This window comes from Acrocarpospora macrocephala, from assembly GCF_009687865.1.
In the GTDB taxonomy this organism is placed as follows: domain Bacteria; phylum Actinomycetota; class Actinomycetes; order Streptosporangiales; family Streptosporangiaceae; genus Acrocarpospora; species Acrocarpospora macrocephala.
Map to the genome: position 1 here is coordinate 1 of NZ_BLAE01000064.1, position 20,371 is coordinate 20,371.

Consider the following 20,371-nt stretch of genomic DNA (forward strand, 5'->3'; position numbering starts at 1 on the left):
CCTTCGCGCTGCTTGGTCGGGTACCACAGGGTGACTTTGAGCTCCCTGGTGTCGGCGTCGAGGTTCCAGGGATCGGGGCGGGAGGTGTCCTTCAGGTACAGGGCGGTGGTGCCGACCGGATGGGCGCCGGTGGGGGCGGGCAGGATGGCGGGTCCGGCCGGCGTGGCCGGTGGGGCGTCGGACCGGGGTGGTGCGGGGGCGGAGCAGGCGGACGCGGCCAGGACGGCCAGTCCCGCGGCGAGGGCCAGGAGCTGTCTCATGGAGAGGTCCGTTCACTTGTGCAGCAAGGTCAGGGCCTTGGCCAGCGCGGGGTCGCGTCCGGTGGCCGCGTCTTGCGGGGTCAGGGGCACGTAGTGGTCGGGCGGCACGCCGACCTGGTCGATCACCTCACGGTTGGGCCCCAGGTGGTGCCTGGCGGGGAAGCCCAGGAGGGTGTTGTTGCCGAGCAGGTACGACTGCGCCGGGCCGGAGATGACCCCGGCGGTCCTGGTGCCGACCAGCCGGCCGATGCGCAGGTCCTTGACGGCCGCGCTGACGTGTTCGCACGCCGAGGCGCAGCTCCGGTCGGTGAGCACCACCAGCGGCAGCTCGAGCAGTTCGACCGTGTCGTCGGTCCGGGCGGTCGAGCATCTTCCGCCCGCGGCGCATTGGTAGGCGGTGATCTTGCCGTGGACGAACGCGCTCAGCAGCCGGGTGGCCTCCACGGGGCTGCCGCCGCCGTTGCCGCGCAGGTCCAGCACGACACCGGCCAGGGTCCGGCCGATACGCAGCCGGGAGATCGCCTTGAGCACCCTGTTCGCGGAGTCGGGAGCGAATCCGGTCAGCCGTACATAGGCGACGTCGTCGTCCAGCAGCTTCGACCGCACCACCTGCAGTGCCGCCAGATCCCGCTGGTAGAGGCCGGGCTTGATCGTGACCGTCCAGCGGCGGCCGGTGGCCTGCCGCAGGAGCCGCAGCTCGACCGGGCGCGCTTCCGGGTATCGCGGGTAGAGGGCGGCGATCGCGGGAGTGGGCGTCCCATCGATGAAGGGCGCGGATCCGTTGATCGACTCGATGACGTCGCCGGGGCGCAGCCCCGCCGCATTCGCCGCGCCGCCCTGCACGGTGGTGACGAACAGCGGGGCGAGCGCGACGCCCGGGTTGCCGTCCACCTGAGGGCCGTTGACGTTCGCCTGGAACCCCAGGCCGTAGCCGTCGCCGTCGTAGTAGTCGGGCGGACGCTTCACATCATGCGTCCACCGGGCGTGGTTGTCGCCGAGGGCGGCCACGATGCCCTCAAGGGTGACGACGGCCAGCTTGTCGCGCAGGTCGGGGACCTGATCGGTGATCTTCCGGTAGGCGGTCTCGAAGGTGGCCCAGTCGGCTTTCCGGTCACCGGTCAGCGCCGGCATGATCGCGTCGGGCACGTCGCGTCCGCCGCGGTTGAGCTCCTGCGTCAGGGCGACGAATCCGGCGGTCAGCAGCGATCGGGCATCCAGCGTGGCGCCGCTGTAGTAGTTGCCGAGAATGCAGAAGTACGCCTGCTCGATGACGTCGATCGTGGTGGCCGTCTCCGCTTCGGGGGGCGCCTGGGGTGGCGCGCAGACCGTACCGGCTGCCGTGCTCGCCTGGCTGCGCGGCGGCGTGGGTGCCGTGCAGGCGGCCGCCAGGAGGAGGGCGAGCCCGGAGGCCGCGGTCCTGAGGATGGTCATGACAGGCGTCTCCGGATCCACCAGAAGGAGAACCAGGTGAGGCCGAGGGTGAGCAGGGCGTAGATCCCGGTCTCGATCCACTGGAGGGGCCAGAAGCGCTCCAGGGGCTGGTAGGTCGCCTGCTGCCGGTAGCCGAGCCGGTTGATCTCGACCCAGCACGCGTCCAAGTTCGGTGGTCCCCCCTGCCGTCCGCAGGGTCCCGACGTCGTGGAGACGGGGACGGGCGCTTCTTCGCCGCTGCCGGCGATCGTACGTCCGGACGGATCGAGGAGGTCGCTGGCCAGGACCCAGGCGCCCGCGTGGCCGGGAACGGCCGGCTCCAGGGAAATATGCACAGGCCCGCCTCCCTGCTCTCGTATGGAGATGCCGCCCACATTCACCCGGCCGAGCTCGAAGGTCGCGGTGACCGGGGGTATCAGGTGGGGCCGGACCAGCAGCGGCATGGCGAGCTGGATCGCGACGAAAACGGTCAAAGTGAGGGCCATGGCGGGCAGCGTGCGGCGCACCAGCATGCCCACGGTCACGCCGAGGACGAAGGCGAAGGCCGCATACCCCATCGGGACGATGCCACGCGCGCCGAACACCAGCGGAGCCATCAGAGCCAGCTCCGGAACGGCCGACTTGTCCAGGGGGTCGGACCACCAGGTCACCGCGAGGCCGCTCACGGTGGCGGCGGCCATGGCGACCAGGCCGGTGAGCCCGAGCTTGACCGCCAGCCAGCGGCCGCGGGCGACGCTCTGGTTCCACACCAGCAGGTGCGTGCCCGCCTCCAGTTCGCGGGTGATCAACGGGGCTCCCCAGAAAAGCCCGACGAGAGCGGGCAGGGCCAGCACGACGAAGCTGACGGCGATGAAGGGGAGCTGGTACTCACCGAAGAAGCGGTCGAAGAACCGGTCGCAGGTGTTGTCCGGGGTGCAGTCGGCGATCCCGGCGGCGTAGCGGGAGGCCAGGTCCGGGCCGGTCAGGGCCAGGGCGGCGGTGAGGACGGCGAGCACGGCGGCCATCAGCGCGGCGGCGGCGCGGAACTGGCGCCAGGTCAGCCAGATCATCGCTGCACCTCCAGGGCGACCCGCCGGTTCTCGGCGGCGTGCTTGTCCATGTAGGCCAGGACGAGGTCTTCCAGGCTGAGCTGGGTGACCGTCCAGGCGGGGTCGTGAATGGGGGCGTCGGTGCGTACCACGAACGTGCTCTGCCGGTCGGTGTGACGCTGGAAGACCACGTGCTGGTCGGCGGGGAGCCGGTCGGGATCGCGGCGTGGGCCGGTGAGCCGGTGATGGGTGGCCAGCAGCTTGTCGGTCTCCCCGGCGACCTGCACGCGGGAGTCGACGAGCACGATCAGGAAGTCGCAGACCCGTTCCAGGTCCGAGACCAGGTGGGAGGAGAGCACGACGCTGAACTCGTGCTCGACGGTGGCCTCCATCAGCCCCCGCAGGAAGTCGCGGCGGGCCAGCGGGTCGAGCGAGGCCACGGGCTCGTCCAGGATCAGCAGCTCGGGACGCTTGGCCAGGCCCAGGGTGAGAGCGAGCTGGGCGCGCTCGCCGCCCGACAGCTTGCCCGCCCGATGCGTGGGGACGAGATCGAGCTGGGCGATGCGCTCCCGCGCCATGCCGTCGTCCCAGCGGGGGTTGAGGCGCGCGCCCAACCGGAGGTGATCGGCGACGGTCAGCCCCGCGTAGACGGGGGTGTCCTGGGCAACGAACCCGACCCTGGCCAGTTGCGCGGGCGTGCCCCCGGGCCGACCGCCGAGCACCGAGATGTCCCCCGCCGTCGGTTCGAGCTGACCGCTCGCCAGCTTCAGCAGCGTGGTCTTGCCGGCTCCGTTGGGTCCCACTAACCCCACGACGTGGCCTGCCGGGATGTCGACGGTGCAGTCGCGCAGCGCCCAGCGCTTGCCGTACTTCTTGCCCAGTGCCTGGGCCTGCAGGACAGAAGTCACGCTATGTCCTCCTGAGCGATGGTCCGAAAGGTGGTCTTGAAGAGGGCCTCGATGCTTTCGTCGTCGAGGCCGGCCCGGCGGGCCTTGGCCAGCCAGCGCTCCAGTTCCAGCCGCAGCGGGCCGTGCGCGGCCAGCGAGGTGTTGGTGAGCGTCGCCGTCACGAACGTCCCCACCCCTGGCCGGGCGGCGACCAGGCCCTCGTGCTCGAGTTCCCGGTAGGCCCTCAGGACGGTGTTGGCGTTGATCGCCAATTGCGCCACGGCCTCCTTGACGGTCGGCAGCTGGTCGCCCTCGCGCAGCAGGCCGAGCCGGAGCGCGTGCCGTACTTGCTGGACCAGCTGCTGGTACGGCGACAGGCCGGACTTGGCATCCAGGTAGAACTCGATCACCGTTTCTCCATTTATCTAGCGTCCTAGTACTTTAGATCATCGCATGTAAGGAGACGGTTAGAAAACGCCCGGCGGGCGCCACGAAATCACTTCACGAAAGGGTGATCGGCCTGCGTCGGGGGTCGACGACAGCAGCCCCTATAACGGCGGCTTCTGGATCATCGACCCCAAGGCCTGGATCGCGGTGAAGCCCAAGCACGCGCTCAGTTTGCGGAGCATCCAGGACATGCTCGGCACCCGATCAAACGCAAAGCCCAGCCTGCGGCCTCTTGTCAGTACTGATTCATCTTGGCGTCCAGGGCGAGACCCGCGTCGATCATTCTCGCGGGGACGCCCTTGATGCCCATCTGGTCCTTGGCGATGCGCCCGAGCGTGGGCAGGCTCTTGCGGTCCGGCCAGGTCTCGGGCTTCCACAGCGATGAGCGGAGGAACGCCTTCGCGCAGTGCATGTACAGTTCCCCGACCTCGATGAGGATCGCCAGCCGCGGCCGTTTGCCGCGGACCGCCAGGTCGTCGAAGAACGGCGCGTCCGACACGAGCGTCGCGCGCCCGTTCACGCGCAGGGTCTCGTTCATCCCCGGCACGATGAACAGCAGCCCGGCGTGGGGGTTGCGCAGGATGTTGCGGAGGCTGTCGAGCCGCTGGTTGCCGGGCCGGTCGGCGAGCACCAGCCGGTGGTCGTCGAGGACCAGCACCGATCCGGCGGGATCCCCCCGGGGCGAGACGTCGCAGGTTCCGTCCGTGTTCGAGGTCGCCAGCAGCACGAACGGCGAGTGCGCGATGATCGTGCGCGCGTGTTCGTCGATCCGGGCGATGTCCTTGTCCCAGATGGCCTGCGGTGGCTCCTTCACGATCTCCCGGAGCTCGGCCTCGCTGGCCACCGTACGAATCTCAGAGGGATCCATCAGGCAAATATAAGGTAAGCCTAACCTTGCTGTCTGCAGCCGTTCCCGAGGAGGTACCCCATGACAACACCTGAGTTGGCGACAGGGACCACCGCCGCCGGAAAACCGTTTGAGCTTCCTTCCTCGTTCCCGTAGGTTGCCTGCGGCCCGTCGCTGTGAGGACAGAGGACAAACCGCGTGACCCCGCCTGCTCTTTAGACCTGACACCTTCTTCCGCTCACCTTCAAGCCGACCCTCAGGTCGGCTCTGCCGGGCTGCCCGTGTGCGCCCGGTCATGCAGCGTTTGAGGCCGCGCGCAATCGGCCTCGTGTCAGGTCTAGAGAGATCATGTCTTCACAACCTCATACTGTGCTGCCCTGGGTCGTTCGCCGGACCAGGCTGCCGCTGCTGTCGTTGCGGTGCGTGGACTGCCGGTCGGAGTCGGCCACCACCGGCGAGGGCAGGTTCCGCGTCAACGCCAACGGCAAGCTGCTGGACGTGTGGCTGCTGGTCCGCTGCGTGTCCTGCGATCGGACGAGCAAGCTCACCGTGCACGAGCGAGCACCCGTCAGATCCTTCGATCCGGCCGAGCTCGACGGCTACCACACCAGCGATCCGGAACTGGTGGCGTCCACGCTGCTGGATCCGCTACTCGCCCGGCGCAACCGCTTCACCCTGGACTGGGAGGGGGCCTGGCGGCTGGACACCCCGTCGGCATGGCTCGACGAGGCGTGGCCGGTCCAGGTGGAGGTCGCCTTCGAGGACCCGGTGCCGGTGCGCCCGGAGCGGCTCATCGCCCAGGGGCTCGGCTTCAGCAGGAACGAGGTGCTGCGCCGGATCAAATGCGACATTCCGCTGCGCCGTCCGACGAGCGCCAGATTCACCTTCACCGTGATGGCCGGGGACTAGCGGGGATGTAGCCGCGGCGCGCGATCCCACCGAGGCGGCCACGCATGAGCACACAGGGCTCCGCGTCAGGACGGGGCGAGGACGCAGAACTCGTGGCCCTCCGGGTCGGCCAGGCACGTCCACGGGACGTCGCCCTGGCCGAGGTCGAGGTCGGTGGCGCCGAGGGCCCGCAGCCGGGCCACCTCCGCCGCCTTGTCGTCACCGGGGTACGGCAGCAGGTCAAGATGGACGCGGTCTGGCACGGTCTTCACGCCGGGCGTACGGAGGAACTCGAGATACGGGCCGACACCCTTGGCGGAGCGCAACGCCGCCTGATCGTCAGTCACCTCGTGCAGGGTCCAGTCCATCGCCTCACCCCAGAACCGGGCCATGGCCCGCGGATCCGCGCAGTCGACCACCACCGCGGCGATCGGCCCGGTGTCCCGGTAGATCTCCCGGGGCTCCAGCACGCAGAACTCGTTGCCCTCGGGGTCGGCGAGGACCGTCCACGGCACTTCGCCCTGGCCCACGTGGGCGGGCGTCGCACCGAGAGCCTTCAGGCACGCGACCAACTCCGCCTGGTGGGCCGCGGAGGTGGTGGCGAGATCGAGGTGCACACGGTTCTTCGTCGTTGTCTTGGGCTCAGGGACGGGAACAACGTCGACGCCGACGGCGACCGGGTCCGGCCAAACGAGGCCGCCGGCGGGTCCGACGTAGGTGGTCACGCCGGGTCGGTAAGCACTCCAGCCGAGCGCCTCCGCCCAGAACCGGCCGACCGCCGAGGCATCAAGAGCCTTTATGTTCACCTGAACAGGTCGCAGCGCCATGCCGGCGATCCTATGCAGCCCGCTCAGCAACGACATCTCGGGCAACGTCCGTTGGCGCCTTGGGACAGACGGCCTGGCGGCTACGAGGAGTTGGTGGCAGCGAGGTAGGCCGCGTTCAGGCGCTCGCGAACACTCGGTGATCGCGCTGGGAGTTTGGAGCCAAGGTGCTCGCGGCGAAGTTCGTCCATGAACTCTTGCCAGAGCGCGGGGCCGCCTTGTTCAAGCAGCACGGCGCGAACGCGCAGTGCGCTGCTCGTGGGCCGGTGGCGAAGTCCCCAGCTGCCCAGCTGCGCGAACACGGGGACGAGTTGGATCGCGGGTTCGGTCAGGCTGTAGCGTGCCCGCTGGCCGGGTCGCGTGTCCTCGCGGGTGAGCAGTCCCGACTTGACGAGTCGCTTGAGTCGGTCGGCGAGAATATTTGAGGCGATCCCCTCGATTGAGTTGGCCTGCAGCTCTCGGAAATAGCGGCGGTCTCCGAAGACGATGTCGCGGAGGACGATCAGGCTCCAGCGATCGCCGAACGCCTCGATGGCGGCGTTGATCGGGCACTCCGACCGCGGCTCGTTCACTTCGCCCATACTGCTTGCAATCTACCACCGCCCGGTACTACCGTCTCGACGAGTGGTTGCAAATCACAAGCGGAAGGGGCCACCGTGCTGAGGCAGGTCGCGGAGGGCGTGCTGATCCACGAGAGCGAGTTCTGCCAGAGCAACGCCGTTGTCGTGCAAGGCCGCGCTGGCGTGCTGCTCATCGACCCCGGGGTGCAGGGCCACGAAATGGCCTGCCTCGCCAACGACCTTCGCGAATTGAGCCAGCCCGTTGTGGCGGGTTTCTCGACGCATCCGCATTGGGATCACCTGCTCTGGCACGCCGGGCTCGGCTCGGCGCCTCGCTACGGCACGGCCCGCTGCGCGGCCACTGTCCGAGATCGGTTGTCGGACGCGGGTGCGAAGGCCCGCATCGCCGCCCACCTGATACCGCCGGACATCGTCGAGCAGGTACCGCTGGACCTGCTCGGCCTCATTGCCGGCTTGCCCGCCGGTACCGCGCGGATTCCTTGGGATGGCCCCCAAGTCCGGATCATCGAGCATCAGGCGCATGCCTCGGGCCATGCGGCGCTGTTGATCGAGGAGCGCGGCGTTCTCGTCGCCGGCGACATGCTGTCTGATGTCCTGATTCCGATGCTCGACTTGAACGGCACCGCGGACCCGGTCGAGGACTACCTCGCCGCGCTGCGGCTGCTCGAGGGCGCGGCGGACGACGTCGATGTCCTCGTCCCCGGCCACGGGTCCATCGGCAGAGCTGATCAGGTACACGCACGGATCGACCAGGATCGCGCGTACGTGCTCGCCCTGCGTGAGGGCCATGTTCCCAGTGACCCGCGGGTCGGCCCATCGGCTAAGCCCGGCTGGGAGTGGGTAAGCGATGTGCACAACGGGCAAGCCCAGCGCCTCGCCCAACGAAGCGAGCGCGACGGGACGCCCGGCTAGCTCGCGGTAGTGCCAGCCCAGCCGGTCGGTCGTCTACCGTTCCGACGAGCGACCGGATCCGGAATCGACAGCCTCGGCGAGGCGGGCGGCGAGGAACTCGCGTTCGGCCTGGTTGTCGGCGAGGTCCAACGCCGCGCGGTAGGCGACGGCGGCCTCGCGGGGGCGGCCGAGCCGGCGCGGGAGGTCGGCCCGGATGGCCGGAAGGTAGTGGTAGGCGGCGAGCCGGTCATCGCGGGCCAGGGCGTCGACCTCCTCGAGGGCGGCCTGGAGACCGTGCACCATCGAGATGGCCACGGCCCGGTTGAGCGCGACGACCGGAGAAGGCCACACCTTCAGCAGTTCGTCGTAGAGCCACAGGATCTGGCGCCAGTCGGTCGCGGCGTAGTCGGCGGTGGTGGTGAGCCAGGCACCGGGCTTGCGGGGCACGCCGTCGCGCGCCCACGCCTCCAGCGCGGCGAGATAGGCGTCCTGGACGCATTCCTCGGCCAGGTCGAGATCGCCGGCGACGCGCGCCGTCGCGGCGAGCACGAAGGCCCACTCGCGACGAGGGTGTTGCGCGTGTGGCCTTTCAGGTGGGGCGGAATGCGCTACGGGGTGAGAACGATCTTTCCGGCGATAGTGCCGGATTCGGCCAGTCGCATGGCGTCGGCGACGCGGGTGAGCGGCAGTTGGGCGGCGATCTGGGCGGTGACGTCTCCGTGCTGGAGGGCGGTGAAGACCTGGGTGAGGTCGGCGCGTAGGCGGGCCCGGAACCGGTTCTTGGCCAGAGAGCGCCCGGCCCAGATGTTGAAGAAGTAGGCGCGGCGGCGGTTGGGCAGCGCGTTCCACAGCCATACCCGGCCGAGCAGCTTGAGTACGGGCCACTGCTTGGACCCCTCGTCATCCCGGGTGGAGGCGCTGCCGTAGGAGACGAGCGTGCCGCCGGGCGCGAGCAGGCGCCAGGAGTCGACGACGCCGCGGCCGCCGACGTGATCGAAGACGGCGTCCACCCCGCCGGGGGCGAGTTCGCGGACGCGTGCGGGGACGTTCTCGGTGCGGTAGTCGACCGGGATGACGCCGCGCTCGCGCAAGGCGTCGTGGTGGCGCGCGGACGCTGTGCCGATCACCTGCACGCCCGCGGCCTGCGCCAGCTGGACCAGGACCGAGCCCACGCCGCCGTTGGCGCCGTGCACCAGGATGGTCTGCCCGGCGCGGATCCGTGCCTTGCGGTGCAGCATCTGCCAGGCGGTGATGCCGTTGACCACCATGGTCTCCGCCTCCGCCGGGCCGATCCCGTGGGGAACCTCCACCACGTCGGCCGCGTCGACGAGTACGTGGCTGGCCCAGCCGCCGACCTTGACCAGCGCGGCCACCCGCGTGCCGGCCAGGCTGGGTTCGACACCCGCACCGGTCGCCAGCACCGTGCCGACCAGGTCGTAGCCGGGCACGAACGGGAACGGCGGCTGGTCGTAGTAACGGCCGCGGCGCATCTGCTGTTCGGCGAAGGAGACCCCGGTCGCCTCCATCCGGATCAGGACCTGGCCAGGGCCGGGGTTGGGGACGGCTCCGTGCCGGATCTCCAGGCCTTCCGGCTCCACCTTGCCCGGCAGGACGACCTCGACGAGTCCCTCGGTGTTCATGACGACCTCCACTGCGCTGCGCGTTGAGTTATGAGCTTTCACGTTCGTTAGAAGTTGTAACGCACGGAGGTGGAGAGTGTCAATAAGTTTCGTGATAGCCTCTAACTAAATCTTGAAGATGTAGCCGCCCAGGTGCGGGAAGGTGGCAGGTCATGGCGGAAACAGACACCACGTCCCCGCGCGAGCGCTACCGCGCTCAGGTGCGTACGGAGATCAAGGACCGCGCATGGGAGCAGATCGCCACGGCGGGGGCGTCCGCGCTCTCCCTCAACGCGATCGCCAAGCAGATGGGCATGAGCGGACCCGCGCTCTACCGGTACTTCGCCAGCCGTGACGAGCTGATCACCGAGCTCATCAGGGACGCGTACCGAAGTCTGGCCGACACCTTCCGCGCAGCCTGGGGGTCCGGCTCGGACCACGCCGCGCTGGCGCACGCACTGCGCGAGTGGGCGCTTGACGACCCCCAGCGATACTTCCTCATCTACGGCACACCCGTTCCCGGCTACCACGCGCCCGACGACGTCACCGCGATCGCGGCCGAGATCATGACGATCTTGCTCGACGCCTGCGCCGCGCTGCCCGCCGACGGCCCCGCGACGCCGTTCGACGCGCACCTCGAAGGCCACCGGCAGTGGGCGGGCGACCACCCCGCCCCGCCTGAGGCCCTTCGCCGGGCCCTGGCCTTCTGGACCCGGCTGCATGGCGTCCTGTCCCTGGAGCTCGCCGGCCACTTCACCGGAATGAGATTCGACCCCGCGCTGCTCTTCACCGCCGAATTGGACGACCTGCTGGCGCACTGACCGGCCGGACAGCAAGGCACGACGTCACCTCAGCGCCCCTGTGCAGGTCAGGGTTGCGATCGCCGGACGGCTCAGCGCAGTTCCTGGATGCGGATCAGGTTGCCCGCGGGATCGCGGACGGCGCAGTCGCGAATCCCCCACGGCTGCTCGGTCGGCTCCTGGACGACCTCGGCGTCGCCGGCCTGAAGCCGCGCGAAGGCGGCGTCGAGGTCGGTGGTGGCCAGGACGATGCCGGCGTAGGTGCCCTTGGCCATCATCTCGATGATGGTGCGGCGTTCGTCGTCGGTGACACCGGGGTCGATGACCGGCGGCTCCAGGACGATGGACGTGCTGGTCTGGTCGGCGGGACCGACCGTGATCCAGCGCATCCCGTCGTATCCGACATCGCTGCGGACCTCGAAGCCGAGGGTGTCGCGGTAGAAGGCCAGGGATGCGTCCGGATCGTCGTGCGGGAGGAAGCTCGCGTGAATGGTGATGTCCATGGCGGTCACGCTAGGTGCGGCTCGGTAAGCGGCGCTTCTCGATTCCTGACCGGTCTGGCCACCTGTTTCGTGACACACGTCAGGATCCCCGCCATCGCGCGCTCGATGCGCCGTGTGATCAGGTCGGTAAATCCTTTCTGAATGTTGCAGGAGGGAACGCGACCTGAAATTGTCAGCGAACTACGCGCCTGACGGGCATTTCGGCTTGATTTCCGGCATGCCGGACTCCGGACGTGCGCAATCGTCATTTTAGGCGAAAGTCCTCGGTGACGGTTTCGGACTGACTGAAATGTCCTGATATTGACCGTCGTCCAGGAAGGTGGCTGGATTCGCGGTGGATGAATGTCGGACGCGTAGAAAGGGACCTCGATGTTCGCTGGGAAATTGGCGCGACGGGCGCTGGCGCTCGGTTCGGCGCTGGTCACGACCGGCGCGGCGATCGTCGCCTTCCAACAGCCGGCCGCCGCCGTCAACGTCACGCTGCAGGCCACGGTTGACTGCACCTCATCCAACTATTCGGGGAACACCAGCGACTGGTACCCCAACACCCTGGCGGTCGTCACCTCACCGCCGTCCACGTCGACGCCGGTGCCCAACGGCAGCCTGGTCGCGAATCCGGCCAACCACTCCTACCAGTTCTCTCAGGCGTTGCCGAGCGGAGCCACGTCGGTGACGATCAACGCCAAGTGCAGCAGCGGGCACCAGTACGACCTCTACGGCGTGTCGAACGGCAGCGCCAGCATCCCGGCCGGGTACACGACCGTCACCGCCAGCTGGGCCTGCGCCGCCTGGCAGGTCTACCCCGGGCCGTATGTCACCAACTGCTCCCTGCAGTCGGTCTCGTACAGCTGACCACCTGGTACGGCGTCGCTTTTCCGCAAGGCTTACTGAGGCCGGATGTTGTGGTTGCGGGCGAACAGATTGTCAGGGTCGTACTGACGCTTGACCGCCGCGAGCCGCTTGTAGGTCTGCGTTGGATAGATCGCGGCAATGTCCTCCTCGGTGGCAGAAGTGAGGAAGTTGGCGTAGACGCCGTTGACGTGAGGTGCGAGTCTCGCCCAGATCGTTTCCAGCGCGGGCCGAGCGGCCTCGACGACCGGCTGCGGACCCGCGATGGTGGTCACGAACATCAACTCCGCCTGGCGATGCGCGTAGGCGGTGGCATCGTGCGGGACTCGGGAAACCGCACCGCCGACGCTGCGAACGGCGATGAACGGTGACCCCTCCGATGCCCCGACCTCAGCGAGGATCTGAAGGACCTCGGGCACGGATTCCTTGTCGGCGAATGCGCTTCGGGTGACCAGGTGGATGCCCGGCGGCGGGGTGGCGCCGTCCACGAGCGTGTCGGCATAGGGTTTCAGCGCGATATCGTCGCCGATCACTGTGCCGAGCCGGCGGATCGGGTCGATGGCCTGGGCCGCGAGTTCCGGGTCATCGCCGTCGAAGGCGACGTGGATCTCGACCGGCGCTTCGGGCCCGCCGGCGAAGGGATTGGCGAAGTTCGCGACGGAGGTGAGCTCCTCGGGGGCGGTGCGGAGGTAGTCCGCCCAGCCCTGGAGCACCTCGGCCGCCGCCGACGCCGGGAAGGCGATCTTGCCGTAGAAGACGTCTGTCGTCGGGTGTGCCGCGAACTCGAAGGCGGTCACGATCCCGAAATTGCCGCCGCCACCGCGAATCGCCCAGAACAGCTCCGGGTTCTCCCCCGCGCTCGCATGCACGACCTCTCCGCTGGCGGTGACCACCTCGGCGGCGACCACGTTGTCCAACGCGAGGCCGTACTTCCTGACTTTCCAGCCGATGCCACCGGTCAACGTCAGCCCACCGACACCGACGCCCTTGGTGTCACCTGAGGAGATCGCGAGTCCATTCGGGGCCAGGACGGCCGCGACCTGACCCCAGGTGGCGCCGCCGCCGATCCGTACGTGGTGACGTTCCTTGTCGATGATCTCGACGTTCGCGAGCTCGCTGAGGTCGATCACGACGCCGTCGTCGTTGGTGCCGAAGCCCGAAAAACCGTGGCCGCCGCCTCGCACGGACAGCACAAGCCCTGCGCCGGCAGCGAATCTGATACCTGCTTGCACGTCCCCGACGCTCTTGGGCCGCAGCACATAGGCCGGACTACCCGAAGCCAATACCGAGCGGCTGGCCGATGCGTACTCCGCCGCTCCCGGTTCGATGATGTCGCCGGCGAAGTCGCGGCGAAGGGTTTCAAGCGCTGAGCTCATGACGTTCCTCACTCGTGGTGTCCTGACGAGCAAGAGATCCCGGCGACCCGATCCTTGTGACAGCGCGGGTGTGTGACGTGCATCACGTCACAAAGCGGTGAGGACCGGCGTCATATGCATGGCACGGTCGAGAACGAACAGGCAGGAACCAGCGATGAGCGAACGCGGCGAGCAACCGACGGACACAGCTCGTGGCAGCCGCATTGACTCGGCTACCGAGGCGTTCGTCGCTCACCGCAACCTGCTGTTCACGGTCGCGTACGAGATGCTTGGCTCGGCCGCCGACGCCGAGGACGTCCTGCAGGAAGCATGGTTGCTGTGGGCGGGCGTCGACCTCGACACGGTACGGGATCAGCGTGCCTACCTGGTCCGGATCACCACCCGCCAGGCGCTGAAACGGCTGCGTACGCTCGGCCGGCGCAAGGAATCCTACGTCGGCCCCTGGTTGCCCGAGCCGCTGCTGACCGCGCCCGACGTGGCCGAGGACGTCGAGCTGGCCGACAGCGTATCGATGGCGATGCTGCTGGTGCTGGAGACGCTCACCCCGACCGAGCGGGCGGTGTTCGTGCTGCGCGAGGTATTCGAGCTGGCCTACGACGAGATCGCCGAAGCCGTCGACAAGAGCCCGGCCGCGGTCCGCCAGATCGCCCACCGGGCACGGGCCCACGTCGCCGCGCGCCGACCCCGCGGGGTCGTTTCTCCGGTCGAGGCCCGCGGCGCGCTCAAGGCGTTCCAGTGGGCGGTCGAAACGGGTGATCTGCAACGCCTGCTCGACATCCTCGCGCCGGACGTCGTCCTCCTGGCGGACGGCGGCGGACTCAAGCCGGCCGCGCTGGCGCCCGTCGTGGGGGCCGACCAGGTGGCTCGCGTGCTGCGCTGGATCTCCCCCGCGGCGTCGCTGCAGCCGGCCCAGGTCAACGGCCAGCCGGCGCTGATCGTCCGGCTCGACGGCGACATCGAAACCGTCGTGACGGTGCGCATCGACGACGGCCTCATCACCGGGCTCTACGCCGTACGCAATCCCGAGAAGCTGTCACATATGGAGCGGGAGACGACCGTGAGCCGCTGAGCCCGAGGCTCTGCCAGCAAGTGGAAAGGGGAGGACCCGCTCCTTTCCACTCTCAACGTATAGCGCACCGGGGGGCTTGCGGCAAGGCCCGGGTCATGCCGCAGAATCGCTGGCCGAGGCCAGAACCTGCGGAAATGGGGATGCGACGTGCGGGTGTTGTTGTCGACGTACGGGTCGCGCGGGGACGTCGAACCGATGGTGGGACTCGCGGTGCGGTTGCGGGAACTCGGCGCGGAGGTGCGGGTGTGCGCGCCGCCGGACGAGGAGTTCGCGCAGCGGCTGGCCGGTGCCGGCGTGCCGCTGGTGCCGGTCGGCCAGTCGGCGCGCGCGCTGACGAACGCGGCGCCGCCGCCGTCATCCATGCCCCGGCGCGCGGCCGAGTTGATCGCCAGCCAGTTCGACGCGGTCACCGCGGCGGCCGAGGGATGCGATGTGCTGGTGGCGACCGGCATGATGCCGGCCGCGGCCGGCGCGCGGTCGGTGGCCGAGAAACTGGGCATCCGCTCCGTGTCCGTGACCTTCCAGCAGCTCACCCTGCCGTCGCCGTACCGCCCGCCGCTGGCGTATCCGGGCCGGCCGTTCCCGCCGGAGGTGACCGACAACCGGGTGCTGTGGGACCTGGACGCCCACAGCATCAACACGCTGTTCGGTGCGGCGCTCAACACGAACCGGGCATCGATCGGCCTGCCACCGGTGGGCAACGTCCGCGACTACGTCATCGGCGACCGGCCGTGGCTGGCGACGGACCCGATCCTGGATCCGTGGCAGAAGACTCCGGACCTCGACGTCGTCCAGACCGGCGCGTGGATCCTGCCCGACGTTCGCCCGCTCCCGGCCGAGCTGGTGGCATTCCTGGACGCCGGCACGCCACCGGTGTACGTGGGCTTCGGCAGCATGCCCGTACGGACATCGACGGACGTCGCCCAGGTGGCCATCGAGGCGATCCGAGCGCAGGGCCGCCGCGCGGTGGTGGCCCGCGGCTGGGCCGACCTGGCCCTGATCGACGACCGGGACGACTGCTTCGCCGTCGGCGAGGTCAACCAGCAGGCGCTGTTCGGCCGGGTGGCCGCCGTCGTGCACCACGGCGGCGCGGGCACGACGACGACCGCCGCCCGGGCCGGCGCGCCTCAGGTGGTGGTACCCCAGCTGGCGGACCAGCCTTATTGGGCCGGCCGGGTGGCCAAGCTGGGCATCGGCACGGCACACGACGGCCCGACTCCGACCACCGAATCCCTGTCAGCCGCGCTCACGACGGCGCTGACCCCCGAGACCCGCGCGCGAGCGACCGCGGTGGCCGCCGCGATCCGCACCGACGGGGCGACGGTGGCCGCGAAGCTGCTGCTCGACGCGGTCAATGTCCGCGTGAACCACGCGAGATCGTCGAGCCGGATCGGAGCTGATGTCGTGGAACCCTTGACTACCAGCGCGTTCGACCTACCCGACCACCTCTCCCCCAAGGCCGACCCGGCGCTGATCGCCGGCGACGAGCAGCACTTCGCGGCCATCGCGGAGAGCCTCGAGCAGTCGATCACCGACCTGTCCGGCCGCCTCGATGCCGAGCGCAAGGCGCCCGGCGGCAAAGGCCGGCAGGCGCTGGACCGTGACCTGGAGGTCCACCGGCTGACCGCTCGCCTGCGCGCCCTGCGTCGCTTCGGCCTGGACCTGTGCCTCGGACACATGGTCAACGCGGACGACCCCGAACCCGTGTACGTCGGACGGCTTGGCCTCACCGACAGCGCGGGCCGCCGGCTGCTGCTCGACTGGCGCTCCCCCGCGGCCGAGCCGTTCTTCGGAGCCACCCACGCCAACCCGATGGGCCTGGCAAGCCGCCGCAGATATCGCTGGACCCGCGGCCGGATCAGCGACTACTGGGACGAGGTGTTCACCCCGGAGGGGCTGGTCGGGCACGCCGCGCTCGATGACCAGTCCGCCTTCATCGCCAGCCTGGGCGGCAACCGGTCGGCACGGATGCGCGACGTGCTCGGCACCATCCAGGCCGACCAGGACGCCATCATCCGCGCGGGATCCCGCGGCGCTCTCGTCGTCGACGGCGGTCCGGGCACGGGGAAGACCGTCGTCGCGCTGCACCGCTCCGCCTACCTGCTCTACTCCGACCCTCGCCTCGGTCACCGCCGGGGCGGCGTGCTGTTCGTCGGTCCGCACCAGCCGTACCTGGCCTACGTCGCCGACGTACTCCCCAGCCTGGGAGAGGAAGGCGTGCAGACCTGCACCCTGCGGGACCTCGTCGCCGAGGGAGCCGCGGCGGCGATCGAGACCGACCCGGACGTGGCCCTCCTGAAGTCGTCGGCGAGCCTGGTGAAGGCGATCGAGCCGGCCGTCAGGTTCTACGAGAACCCGCCTGCCAAGGGGATGACGGTCACGACCCCCTGGTCCGACATCTGGCTGAGCGCCGACGATTGGGCCGAGGCCTTTGACGCACCAGAACCCGGTACGCCGCACAACGAGGCGCGCGACCAGATCTGGGAGGAGCTGCTCACGATCCTGATGGACAAGCACGACGGCGAGGCGTCGGCTGACCTGCTCCGCAAATCGCTGCTGCGGGACAGGGAGTTGCTCACGACTTTCAACCGGGCGTGGCCGCTGATCGAGGCGGCCGACCTCGTCGGAGATCTGTGGTCGGTGCCCGCCTACCTGCGGATGTGCGCTCCCTGGCTCAGCCCGGACGACGTTCGGGCGCTGCAACGCGAGGACGCTCAGGCCTGGACGGTGTCCGACCTGCCGCTTCTGGACGTGGCACGGCAGCGGCTCGGCGACCCCGAGGCGTCGCGACGTAAGCGCTGGCACGACGCCGCAGTCGCCGCCGAACGCGAGCACCGGGCCAGGGTGACCGAGATCCTGATCGAGGCGGATGACGACGGTGAAGGTCTGGTGACGATGCTGCGCGGACAGGACCTGCAGGACACCCTGATCGACGGGACTCCGCCGCCTGGCACCGACCCGGACCTGCTCGCCGGCCCGTTCGCGCACATCGTCGTGGACGAGGCTCAGGAACTGACCGACGCGGAGTGGCAGATGTTACTGGTCCGCTGCCCGTCCCGGAGCTTCACCATCGTCGGGGACCGCGCCCAGGCCAGGCACGGGTTCACGGAGTCGTGGCAGGAACGGCTCGAGCGGATCGGGCTCGACCGGATCAACCTGGCCTCCCTGAGCATCAACTACCGGACGCCGGAACAGATCATGGCGGAAGCCGAGCCGGTCATCCGGGCCGTGCTCCCGGACGCCAACGTGCCGACCTCCATCCGCAGCGGCGACGTCCCCGTCGTACACGGATCCGCTTCGGATCTGGACTCGATCCTCGACACCTGGCTCGCCACGCACGCCGACGGGATCGCCTGCGTCATCGGCGATCCCACATTCCGGGCGACGTCCCGCGTCCGGTCCCTGACCCCGGAGCTGTCGAAAGGGCTCGAGTTCGACCTGGTCGTCCTCATCGACCCGGAGGCGTTCGGCGAGGGCATCGAAGGGGCGGTCGACCGCTATGTCGCGATGACCCGAGCGACCCAGCAACTCGTCATCCTCACGAGCTCCTGACGCCGACGGCAGCGTGCACAGCTGGACGGCCAGCCCCGCGTGCCGCAGGTCGAATCACTTGCTTGCGCCCTCAGCTATTCAGTGTTGCTAGATACCGGTAGTCAGTGTTACTTTGTACCAGTAGTCAGCAACACCAAGTAGCTGAAGGGGGTGATCCGTGGGCAAGCAGGTGACGGAGATGCTCAAAGGAACGCTGGAGGGCATCGTCCTGGCGATCCTGTCCGGCCGGTCCGCGTACGGCTACGAGATCACGGCGTGGCTGCGGGATCAGGGCTTCTCCGACATCGCCGAAGGCACCATCTACGCGCTGCTCATCAGGATCGAGCAGCGCGGCCTCGTCGACGTGGAGAAGGTCCCATCCGAGAAGGGGCCGCCGCGCAAGGTGTATTCCCTGAACGCTCAGGGACGCGAATATCTCGAAGAGTTCTGGAGGACCTGGAGCTTCCTCACCGAACGGCTCGAACAGCTCCGCGAAGGAGGTAAGTAGCCATGGACACAGAGTCGAACGAGTCGAAGAGCCGCTACCTGAAGTACCTGGAGCTGGTCACCGGGCCGATCGAGGACAAGAGGCGCTGGCGGCAATACAAGGCGCGCATCAGACAGCTTCCCGAGAACTATCGCACCGCGGTCGAAGCGCTGGAGCGGTACCTGATGCACTTCGGGCCGGGGGACGGCGCCGACGCGGCCTCGATGTTCGAGGACCTCGCCGATCTGTTCGAGCGGAGCGCGGCCGACGGAACCCCGATCCGCGACATCTTCGGGGCGGACCCCGTGGAGTTCGTCGAGGCGTTCGTTCAGAACTACTCGGTGGGACGGTACATCAGGCGGGAGCGGGAGCGGTTCACCAGCGCCATCGAGCGCGCAGCCGGTGAGAAAGAAGACGGGACAGTCTGATGACGGCACAGAACGTAATCCATGTGCAGGGCCTGGAGAAGTCGTACAAGCAACTGCAGGTGCTGCGCGGCGTGGACTTCGACGTGGCGCGGGGCAGCATTTTCGCCCTGCTCGGCTCGAACGGGGCGGGCAAGACCACGGTCGTGAAAATCCTGTCCACGCTGCTCAAGGCCGACGCGGGGACCGCCAGCGTCAACGGCTTGGACGTCGCCACGCACCCAGCGAATGTGCGGGAGTCCATCAGCCTCACCGGGCAGTTCGCCGCCGTCGACGAGATCCTCAGCGGGCGGGAAAACCTCGTGCTGGTCGCCCGGTTACGGCACCTCAAGGACCCGGGCAAGATCGCCGATGACCTGCTCGAGCGTTTCTCGCTGACCGACGCGGGCGCGCGGAAGGTGTCGACGTATTCCGGTGGCATGCGCCGCCGCCTCGACATCGCGATGAGCCTCATCGGGAATCCGCCGGTCATCTTCCTCGACGAGCCGACGACCGGGCTCGACCCCCAGGCGCGCATCGAGGTGTGGCAGGCAGTCAAGGAACTCGCCGGCCGGGGTACGACGGTGCTGCTCACGACGCAGTATCTGGACGAGGCCGAACAACTCGCCGACCGGATCGCGATCCTCCACGAGGGCCGGATCATCGTGAACGGCACCCTCACCGAGCTCAAGCAGCTGCTCCCGCCCGCCAAGGTCGAATACGTCGAAAAGCAGCCGACCCTCGAGGACGTCTTCCTCACACTCGTCGGCGCCAACGGCAAGAACAGCCATGACCGCAACGCCGGCACAGACGCGTAAGGAACAACGATGACCAAGCATTTCTTCGGCGACACCGCCGCCCTGTTAGGACGATCCCTGCGCCACGTCACCCGCAGCGTGGACACCATCGTCACGACCGCGATCACGCCGATCGCCATGATGCTGATGTTCGTCTACGTCTTCGGCGGCGCGATCGAAACAGGGTCGGATTCGTATGTGAATTACATGCTGCCCGGCATCCTGCTCATCACGATCGCCTCGGGCATCGCCTACACCGCATTCCGGCTCTTCACGGACATGAAGAGCGGCATCTTCGAGCGATTCCAGTCCATGCCGATCGCCCGCTCGTCCGTGCTGTGGGCGCACGTGCTGACCTCGCTGATCGCCAATCTGCTCTCGCTCGTGGTGGTCGTGCTCGTCGCCCTGCTCATGGGCTTCCGCTCGGCGGCGGGAGTGCTCGCCTGGCTCGGGGTCGCCGGCATCCTGATCCTGTTCACCCTGGCGTTGACGTGGATCGCCGTCATCCCCGGTCTCACCGCGAAGAGCGTGGACGGCGCGAGCGCGTTCTCCTACCCGCTCATCTTCCTGCCGTTCCTCAGCTCGGCCTTCGTGCCCACCGACACCATGCCCGGCCCCGTGCGCGCCTTCGCCGACCACCAGCCGGTGACCTCCATCGTCAACACGATCCGCGACCTGTTCACCCAGCAGCCGGTCAGCACCGACATCTGGATCGCCCTGGCCTGGTGTGTCGGCATCCTCATCGTCGCGTACGTCTTCGCCATGAACACCTACCGCCGCAAAATCGCCTAGGCCGTCCGCCAGGAAATGTCGAGAACTCGCGTGTGGTTTCGTCCCCGCGGTGAACACGGC

21 protein-coding genes and 2 pseudogenes are annotated in these 20,371 nt (G+C 68.6%); 11 read left to right on the forward strand and 12 right to left on the reverse strand.

The window, feature by feature from the left end; all coding sequences use genetic code 11:
• The 6 genes and pseudogenes from Amac_RS41220 to Amac_RS41245 form a co-directional block, all read right to left on the reverse strand.
• Positions 1–260: pseudogene (locus Amac_RS41220) on the reverse strand (alpha/beta hydrolase); the annotation flags it as partial.
• 12 nt (positions 261–272) lie between these two features.
• Complete coding sequence (locus Amac_RS41225; protein WP_155359872.1) at positions 273–1,691, reverse strand: S41 family peptidase; 1,419 nt, start codon at positions 1,689–1,691, stop codon at positions 273–275.
• On the reverse strand, positions 1,688–2,740 hold the full coding sequence (locus Amac_RS41230; RefSeq protein ID WP_155359873.1) for an ABC-2 membrane transporter-related protein: 1,053 nt from the start codon (positions 2,738–2,740) through the stop codon (positions 1,688–1,690). The genes Amac_RS41225 and Amac_RS41230 overlap by 4 nt, the downstream gene beginning before the upstream one ends.
• Positions 2,737–3,627, reverse strand: a complete 891-nt coding sequence (locus Amac_RS41235; protein ID WP_155359874.1) for an ABC transporter ATP-binding protein — start codon at positions 3,625–3,627, stop codon at positions 2,737–2,739. Before Amac_RS41235 ends, Amac_RS41230 begins: the two co-directional genes overlap by 4 nt.
• The gene (locus tag Amac_RS41240; protein ID WP_155359875.1) at positions 3,624–4,016 is read right to left on the reverse strand and encodes a GntR family transcriptional regulator; all 393 of its coding nucleotides are present in this window, start codon (positions 4,014–4,016) and stop codon (positions 3,624–3,626) included. The genes Amac_RS41235 and Amac_RS41240 overlap by 4 nt, the downstream gene beginning before the upstream one ends.
• Before the next feature lie 272 nt (positions 4,017–4,288).
• Entirely contained in the window at positions 4,289–4,921 is a 633-nt protein-coding gene (locus tag Amac_RS41245) for a pyridoxamine 5'-phosphate oxidase family protein (protein WP_155359876.1), read from the reverse strand.
• A gap of 348 nt (positions 4,922–5,269) precedes the next feature.
• Between Amac_RS41245 and Amac_RS41250 the strand changes: the two genes are divergently transcribed.
• Entirely contained in the window at positions 5,270–5,809 is a 540-nt protein-coding gene (locus Amac_RS41250; RefSeq protein ID WP_218041596.1) for a DUF1062 domain-containing protein, read from the forward strand.
• A 65-nt stretch (positions 5,810–5,874) separates the two neighbouring features.
• On the opposite strand, the gene Amac_RS41255 is transcribed toward Amac_RS41250, so the two are convergent.
• Together Amac_RS41255 and Amac_RS41260 are read right to left on the reverse strand one after the other, a co-directional pair.
• Positions 5,875–6,615, reverse strand: coding sequence for a VOC family protein (locus Amac_RS41255; RefSeq protein ID WP_155359878.1), 741 nt, complete (start codon positions 6,613–6,615; stop codon positions 5,875–5,877).
• A gap of 80 nt (positions 6,616–6,695) precedes the next feature.
• The gene (locus Amac_RS41260) at positions 6,696–7,184 is read right to left on the reverse strand and encodes a winged helix-turn-helix transcriptional regulator (protein WP_246269042.1); all 489 of its coding nucleotides are present in this window, start codon (positions 7,182–7,184) and stop codon (positions 6,696–6,698) included.
• 84 nt (positions 7,185–7,268) lie between these two features.
• On the opposite strand from Amac_RS41260, the gene Amac_RS41265 reads away from it, so the two are divergent.
• On the forward strand, positions 7,269–8,105 hold the full coding sequence (locus Amac_RS41265) for an MBL fold metallo-hydrolase (RefSeq protein ID WP_155359880.1): 837 nt from the start codon (positions 7,269–7,271) through the stop codon (positions 8,103–8,105).
• A 33-nt stretch (positions 8,106–8,138) separates the two neighbouring features.
• Here the strand turns inward: Amac_RS41265 and Amac_RS41270 are convergent, their stop codons facing one another.
• Positions 8,139–8,633 (reverse strand): sigma factor, encoded by a 495-nt coding sequence (locus Amac_RS41270; RefSeq protein ID WP_218041597.1) that lies wholly within the window; start codon positions 8,631–8,633, stop codon positions 8,139–8,141.
• Between the two features lie 59 nt (positions 8,634–8,692).
• The gene (locus Amac_RS41275) at positions 8,693–9,724 is read right to left on the reverse strand and encodes a medium chain dehydrogenase/reductase family protein (RefSeq protein WP_155359881.1); all 1,032 of its coding nucleotides are present in this window, start codon (positions 9,722–9,724) and stop codon (positions 8,693–8,695) included.
• Between the two features lie 152 nt (positions 9,725–9,876).
• Here Amac_RS41275 and Amac_RS41280 point away from each other — a divergent pair, with 152 nt between their 5' ends.
• Positions 9,877–10,524 (forward strand): TetR/AcrR family transcriptional regulator, encoded by a 648-nt coding sequence (locus Amac_RS41280; RefSeq protein ID WP_155359882.1) that lies wholly within the window; start codon positions 9,877–9,879, stop codon positions 10,522–10,524.
• A gap of 71 nt (positions 10,525–10,595) precedes the next feature.
• On the opposite strand, the gene Amac_RS41285 is transcribed toward Amac_RS41280, so the two are convergent.
• Entirely contained in the window at positions 10,596–11,006 is a 411-nt protein-coding gene (locus Amac_RS41285) for a VOC family protein (protein ID WP_155359883.1), read from the reverse strand.
• A gap of 369 nt (positions 11,007–11,375) precedes the next feature.
• Between Amac_RS41285 and Amac_RS41290 the strand changes: the two genes are divergently transcribed.
• Positions 11,376–11,858 carry a hypothetical protein gene (locus Amac_RS41290; protein WP_155359884.1) on the forward strand — a complete coding sequence of 161 codons (483 nt, stop codon included), beginning with the start codon at positions 11,376–11,378 and terminating at the stop codon, positions 11,856–11,858.
• 32 nt (positions 11,859–11,890) lie between these two features.
• Here Amac_RS41290 and Amac_RS41295 read toward each other — a convergent pair whose 3' ends face one another.
• Positions 11,891–13,231, reverse strand: a complete 1,341-nt coding sequence (locus tag Amac_RS41295) for an FAD-binding oxidoreductase (protein ID WP_155359885.1) — start codon at positions 13,229–13,231, stop codon at positions 11,891–11,893.
• Between the two features lie 154 nt (positions 13,232–13,385).
• Between Amac_RS41295 and Amac_RS41300 the strand changes: the two genes are divergently transcribed.
• The 7 genes and pseudogenes from Amac_RS41300 to Amac_RS41325 all read left to right on the forward strand — a co-directional run bounded on the left by Amac_RS41300 (position 13,386) and on the right by Amac_RS41325 (position 20,311).
• Positions 13,386–14,300 (forward strand): RNA polymerase sigma-70 factor, encoded by a 915-nt coding sequence (locus Amac_RS41300; protein ID WP_155359886.1) that lies wholly within the window; start codon positions 13,386–13,388, stop codon positions 14,298–14,300.
• Positions 14,301–14,453: 153 nt separating this feature from the next.
• Positions 14,454–15,581: pseudogene (locus tag Amac_RS54075) on the forward strand (glycosyltransferase); the annotation flags it as partial.
• A 123-nt stretch (positions 15,582–15,704) separates the two neighbouring features.
• Entirely contained in the window at positions 15,705–17,852 is a 2,148-nt protein-coding gene (gene helR, locus Amac_RS54080; RefSeq protein ID WP_170322933.1) for an RNA polymerase recycling motor ATPase HelR, read from the forward strand.
• 157 nt (positions 17,853–18,009) lie between these two features.
• Positions 18,010–18,339, forward strand: a complete 330-nt coding sequence (locus Amac_RS41310; RefSeq protein ID WP_155359888.1) for a PadR family transcriptional regulator — start codon at positions 18,010–18,012, stop codon at positions 18,337–18,339.
• Positions 18,340–18,341: 2 nt separating this feature from the next.
• Positions 18,342–18,746: a DUF1048 domain-containing protein gene (locus tag Amac_RS41315; RefSeq protein ID WP_155359889.1), complete on the forward strand. Its 405-nt coding sequence runs from the start codon at positions 18,342–18,344 to the stop codon at positions 18,744–18,746.
• Positions 18,746–19,540, forward strand: coding sequence for an ABC transporter ATP-binding protein (locus tag Amac_RS41320; protein ID WP_155359890.1), 795 nt, complete (start codon positions 18,746–18,748; stop codon positions 19,538–19,540). Before Amac_RS41315 ends, Amac_RS41320 begins: the two co-directional genes overlap by 1 nt.
• 9 nt (positions 19,541–19,549) lie before the next feature.
• Positions 19,550–20,311 (forward strand): ABC transporter permease, encoded by a 762-nt coding sequence (locus Amac_RS41325; protein ID WP_155359891.1) that lies wholly within the window; start codon positions 19,550–19,552, stop codon positions 20,309–20,311.
• The last annotated feature ends 60 nt before the right edge of the window (positions 20,312–20,371 follow it).

Coding starts and splice junctions, on each gene's coding strand:
- Amac_RS41280 (WP_155359882.1), top strand. CDS start 9,877: ATGGCGGAAACAGACACCACGTCCCCGCGCGAGCGCTACCGCGCTCAG.
- Amac_RS41245 (WP_155359876.1), bottom strand. CDS start 4,921: ATGGATCCCTCTGAGATTCGTACGGTGGCCAGCGAGGCCGAGCTCCGG.
- Amac_RS41325 (WP_155359891.1), top strand. CDS start 19,550: ATGACCAAGCATTTCTTCGGCGACACCGCCGCCCTGTTAGGACGATCC.
- Amac_RS41320 (WP_155359890.1), top strand. CDS start 18,746: ATGACGGCACAGAACGTAATCCATGTGCAGGGCCTGGAGAAGTCGTAC.
- Amac_RS41315 (WP_155359889.1), top strand. CDS start 18,342: ATGGACACAGAGTCGAACGAGTCGAAGAGCCGCTACCTGAAGTACCTG.
- Amac_RS41230 (WP_155359873.1), bottom strand. CDS start 2,740: ATGATCTGGCTGACCTGGCGCCAGTTCCGCGCCGCCGCCGCGCTGATG.
- Amac_RS41285 (WP_155359883.1), bottom strand. CDS start 11,006: ATGGACATCACCATTCACGCGAGCTTCCTCCCGCACGACGATCCGGAC.
- Amac_RS41295 (WP_155359885.1), bottom strand. CDS start 13,231: ATGAGCTCAGCGCTTGAAACCCTTCGCCGCGACTTCGCCGGCGACATC.
- Amac_RS41300 (WP_155359886.1), top strand. CDS start 13,386: ATGAGCGAACGCGGCGAGCAACCGACGGACACAGCTCGTGGCAGCCGC.
- Amac_RS41255 (WP_155359878.1), bottom strand. CDS start 6,615: ATGGCGCTGCGACCTGTTCAGGTGAACATAAAGGCTCTTGATGCCTCG.
- Amac_RS41290 (WP_155359884.1), top strand. CDS start 11,376: ATGTTCGCTGGGAAATTGGCGCGACGGGCGCTGGCGCTCGGTTCGGCG.
- Amac_RS41225 (WP_155359872.1), bottom strand. CDS start 1,691: ATGACCATCCTCAGGACCGCGGCCTCCGGGCTCGCCCTCCTCCTGGCG.
- Amac_RS41275 (WP_155359881.1), bottom strand. CDS start 9,724: ATGAACACCGAGGGACTCGTCGAGGTCGTCCTGCCGGGCAAGGTGGAG.